Annotated in this window: 5 protein-coding genes and 1 pseudogene; 3 read left to right on the top strand and 3 right to left on the bottom strand. The window is 67.4% G+C overall.

The window, feature by feature from the left end:
* On the bottom strand, positions 1 to 259 hold a 259-nt coding region (locus HUK84_RS11565), incomplete at its 3' end, for a MarR family winged helix-turn-helix transcriptional regulator (protein WP_176640429.1).
* 113 nt (positions 260 to 372) lie between these two features.
* Positions 373 to 1,137: a DeoR/GlpR family DNA-binding transcription regulator gene (locus HUK84_RS11560; RefSeq protein ID WP_176640428.1), complete on the bottom strand. Its 765-nt coding sequence runs from the start codon at positions 1,135 to 1,137 to the stop codon at positions 373 to 375.
* 414 nt (positions 1,138 to 1,551) lie between these two features.
* On the opposite strand from HUK84_RS11560, the gene HUK84_RS11555 reads away from it, so the two are divergent.
* From HUK84_RS11555 to nagA, 3 genes are all read left to right on the top strand, one after another.
* Positions 1,552 to 1,830: a hypothetical protein gene (locus tag HUK84_RS11555; RefSeq protein ID WP_176640427.1), complete on the top strand. Its 279-nt coding sequence runs from the start codon at positions 1,552 to 1,554 to the stop codon at positions 1,828 to 1,830.
* A 47-nt stretch (positions 1,831 to 1,877) separates the two neighbouring features.
* Positions 1,878 to 2,408, top strand: a complete 531-nt coding sequence (locus HUK84_RS11550; protein WP_246285631.1) for an SIS domain-containing protein — start codon at positions 1,878 to 1,880, stop codon at positions 2,406 to 2,408.
* A gap of 299 nt (positions 2,409 to 2,707) precedes the next feature.
* Positions 2,708 to 3,826 (top strand): N-acetylglucosamine-6-phosphate deacetylase, encoded by a 1,119-nt coding sequence (gene nagA, locus HUK84_RS11545; protein ID WP_176640430.1) that lies wholly within the window; start codon positions 2,708 to 2,710, stop codon positions 3,824 to 3,826.
* Between the two features lie 97 nt (positions 3,827 to 3,923).
* Here nagA and HUK84_RS11540 read toward each other — a convergent pair.
* Positions 3,924 to 4,155: pseudogene (locus tag HUK84_RS11540) on the bottom strand (beta-N-acetylhexosaminidase); the annotation flags it as partial.

Raw genomic sequence — 4,155 nt, 5'->3', positions numbered from 1 at the left:
GCCCGTCGGTACCGTCGCGGTGGCGGACGATCCAGCCGCGGGATTCGAACCGTGCCAGCATGCGGCTGACATGCGCGGGGTCCATGTCCAGAAGGCGGCGCAGATCGCTGGCCAGCACGCGGCCGGCCCGCGCGATTTCCAGCAGCATCCTGGCCTCGCCCAGGGTCAGGTCGGTGCCGAGGAAGCGCGTATTCAGCGCCCCGACCCGGTGGGTATAGAAACGGTTGAATGTCCGGACGGAGGTAACGGTCTGATCCATGCCGACACCACAGCATGGATGATTGACGGCGTCAACAAATACGATTGACATTGTCAACCATCTGGATGGCGCGCGTCGGCCGTGTCAGGGTGGCCCGTGTCAGGGGGTCGGTGTCAGGGGGCTCGTGTCAGGGGGATGTTGAGTTGGGCCAGGCGGCCGATCCATTCCTCGTCCAGGCCGGAATCGGTAAAGACCCTGGACACCTGGTCCAGTTTTCCGACGCGATAGGTCGAGTGGCGGTTGAACTTGCTGCTGTCGGCCAGCAGATAGCGTTCGGTGGCGTGCTTCAGCATGGCCGCGTTCAGGCGGGCTTCGTCGCTGTCGGGGGTGGCGATCGTATTGTCGGGCTGCACCGCGCTGGCGCCCAGATAGAGCTGGTCGAACCACAGCCCGTCGATCACCTGTTCGGACAGGACGCCGACCACGCTGCGATTGCCCGCGCGCACGCGGCCGCCCAGCAGGATGACCTGCACCTGGTCCATGCCCATCAGCGCCTCGGCCACCGCGATATTGTTGGAGAACACCGTCAGCGGCATCGGATCGAGCCGCAGGCGGTGCGCCATCTGCAGCACGGTCGTGCCGGCATCGAAGAACACCGCCGAGCCGGGACGCAGTTGCGCGAAGGCGGCATCGGCGATCGCACGCTTGTCTTCCAGACGCTGATGTTCACGCGCCTCGAAGGCGATTTCCATGCCGACCGTCTCGGCGATCGCGGCGCCGCCATGGGTGCGGATGATGACGCCCTGTTCTTCCAGCCGCTGGAGGTCGCGCCGGATCGTGGCCAGAGAGGCATCGACCTTTTCCGCCAGTTCGTGGATGCCGGTCATGCCGTTGAGATAGAGGTAGCGGCGAATCTGCGTCAGGCGGTCGGGGGGCACGATGTTTCTCCCATCGAACGAAGGATTTCACCCGATTTCACTGGAATCAATATTTTAGTGACCTGCTGATCCGAGAAATTCTCATAAGAATTTCTCGGGCAGGACACTAGGGCGTGCGGGCGCTGCCGGCAGGATGATGATGGCACGGCCGGAATCTAGACAGGCGCCGGAATGCGGTCAATGCGGCGGCGATGACCGGCACGGCAGGAGAGGAGACGATGTCCGTGGGGGTGAACGATCCTATAACGTCATATTCATGATCGCATAGCGTAAATTTTTGGCGAATTTCGTGAAAGAATTTCGCTCTTCGATCCAATTTCAATCATAAACGATCATATGATTGACTTGACATGAGGGGTTTCCGCTCGGAATCATTGACGCATGCGGCGACGCCCGACGGCTGGAGGAGAGAACGTGCGGCACGATTCCGGGACGCCCTGCGTGCTGGCGCTGGACGGCGGCGGGTCCAAGACGCTGGTCCTTCTGGTCGGACGGGATGCCGCGGTGCTGGCGGTGCGCCAGGCCGGCGGGTCCAACCCGTTCGACCGGCCGGACTGGCGGGCGGTGATGGCCGGATTGCTGGCCGGCCTGCCGGACGGGATCGAAGCGGCGGTCTTCGGCATGGCGGGCTATGGTGAAAGCCGCGACGCTGAATGCGCGGGGCGTATCGGCCCGCGCGGTGCCGGGCAATGAATGGACGCGGCGGCGGGGCGATTACGTCCCCGCCGCGATGAAGCCGCATGTCGTCGCCCTGTCGCGCAGCGGCGAGTCGACCGAGACGGTGGCAGCGGCCCGAGACCACCCGGGCGGCGGAGACGCTGCTGAACACGGCCGATCCGCACCTGAAGAGCGTGATCGCAGGACGGTCGCACTTCGTGTTCCTGGGGGCGGGGGCGCTGTACGGCGTGGCGCGCGAGGGCGCGCTGAAGCTGCGGGAAATGAGCCTGAGCCAGACCGAGGCGCATCATCCGCTGGAATATCGCCACGGCCCGGTCAGCCTGATCGACGAGCGGTCCTGCGTGATCGTGCTGTACCATCCGGACACGATCGCGGAGGAAGCGCTGGTCGCGCGTGAGGTGATGGCGAAGGGCGCGCGCGTGCTGGGCCTGGGCGGCCCGGGCACCGTGGAACTGCCCGTTGCCGGGCCGGCCGACGTGCGGCCGCTGGTCTGCCTGCCGGTGCTGCAATTGCTGGGCGAATATGTGGCGCGGATGCGCGGGCTGGACACGCTGGCGCCGCGGCACCTGACCAAGGTCGTGACGATCGGCTGACCGGGCGCGGTAGGAGGAGGCGACCTGCAACTAGTGTCCTGCCCGAGAAATTCTTATGAGAATTTCTCGGACCGGCAGGCCACTAAAATATTGATTCTAGTGTCAGTGGGCTGGCGCTGGCGCTGCTGGTCATGGCATTCTGCGGCGGGGCGGTGATGCCGCAGCTTTATGTCCGGCTGAAGCCGGTGGCCGGGTTCCGGGGCGTGTTCGCGGCGCCGATGCTGCCGTCCTATCTTGCCATTCTTCTTTACGTTTACGGCCGCTTTCGGGCGCGAGCAGCCGCCGACACCGGAGCGATGATGACCCAATTGCCGGAACTGGATGGCCAGATCGTCCTGCCCGAACGGATCCTGCCGGGGCGCATCGCCTTCGACCGCCGGATCCGTGCCCTCGCGGCGCGGCCGGACGCGCCGCGACGCTATATCCTGCCGGGCTTTATCGACGGGCACGTCCATGGCGGGGACGGCGCCGACACGATGGACGGGGTGGCGGCGATCCATCGCCTGTCGCGTTTCCATCTGGCGCACGGCACCACGACGATCCTGCCGACCACCATCACCCGCCCCTGGCCGGACGTGATGGACGCGCTGCGCGCGGTCGCCGACGTGTGCCGGACCGGCGTGACAGACGGACCCGCCATCCATGGCGCGCACCTGGAAGGGCCGTTCGTCAGCCCCCACAAGCTGGGCGCGCAGCCGCCCTTCGCCATCGCTCCCAGCCCCGACAAGGTGCGCGAGGCGGTGGAGACCGGCATTGTGCGCGTGGTGACGCTGGCGCCGGAGCTGGAGCATGCCGAAAGCGCCATGCAGACGTTCGCCGAGGCGGGCGTGCGGGTCAGCCTGGGTCATATGACGGCCGATTACGACCAGGCGGAGCGGGCCATCTGCACGATCTGCGCGGCGGGCGGCACGGTGGGGGCGACGCACCTGTTCAATGCCATGTCGCCCATCGAGGGGCGCAGGCCCGGCCCCGTCACGGCGCTGATGTGCAGCGACGTGGCCTATGCCGAGATGATCTTCGACACCCATCACGTCCACCCGGCCACGTTCCGCCTGGCATCGCGGATGATGGGCAGCCGGCTGCTGTTCGTGACCGATGCGATGCGCGGCGCGGGCCTGCCGGACGGGCCGAGCCAGTTGGGCGGGCAGGACGTGACGATCAGGGACGGGGTGGTGCGGCTGCCGGGCGGATCGCTGGCGGGCAGCGTGCTGACCCTGGATGTCGCCCTGCGCAACGCGGTGGAAAGCGGCGGGTTGTCGCTGCCGCGCGCGGCCGGACTGGTCAGCTTCAATGCGGCGCAGTACCTGGGCCTGCATGACCGGGGCGTTCTGGCGGTCGGGCGCAGGGCGGATTTCGTCGTGATGGACGAACGGCTGCGGGTGCAGGAGGTGTGGGTCGAAGGCAGGCGGGTGGTGTGACCGCGCTCGGGCCCCGGGCATCCACGCCGGGCCCGAGCGACGGGGGACCGATCGCCGGGGAGCCGATCGCCGGTCGCAGGGCTTGTGATGCAGCCCCTTACGAGGCGGCGTCGACCAGGGCGCGTATGCCGGGGACGATGGCGATCAGCAGGCCGCCGGGGGGCAGCGGATTGGCGTCGGACGCGGTGAGATGGGCGCAGGATTCATAGGCCCGGTCCTGTACCGCGAATTGCCGTGCGGCTTCGGCCCGCCAGGCCTGGCCATGGCGCCCCGGTTCCATCGCCTCCAGCCCCAGCAGCGCCAGCGCCGCGAGTTGCCGCGACACCGGG

It is taken from the genome of Nguyenibacter vanlangensis (assembly GCF_013376155.1).
Lineage (GTDB): Bacteria > Pseudomonadota > Alphaproteobacteria > Acetobacterales > Acetobacteraceae > Gluconacetobacter > Gluconacetobacter vanlangensis.
The sequence above is the reverse complement of the archived record's forward strand: the minus strand, read 5'-3'. Positions and strand labels throughout refer to the sequence as shown.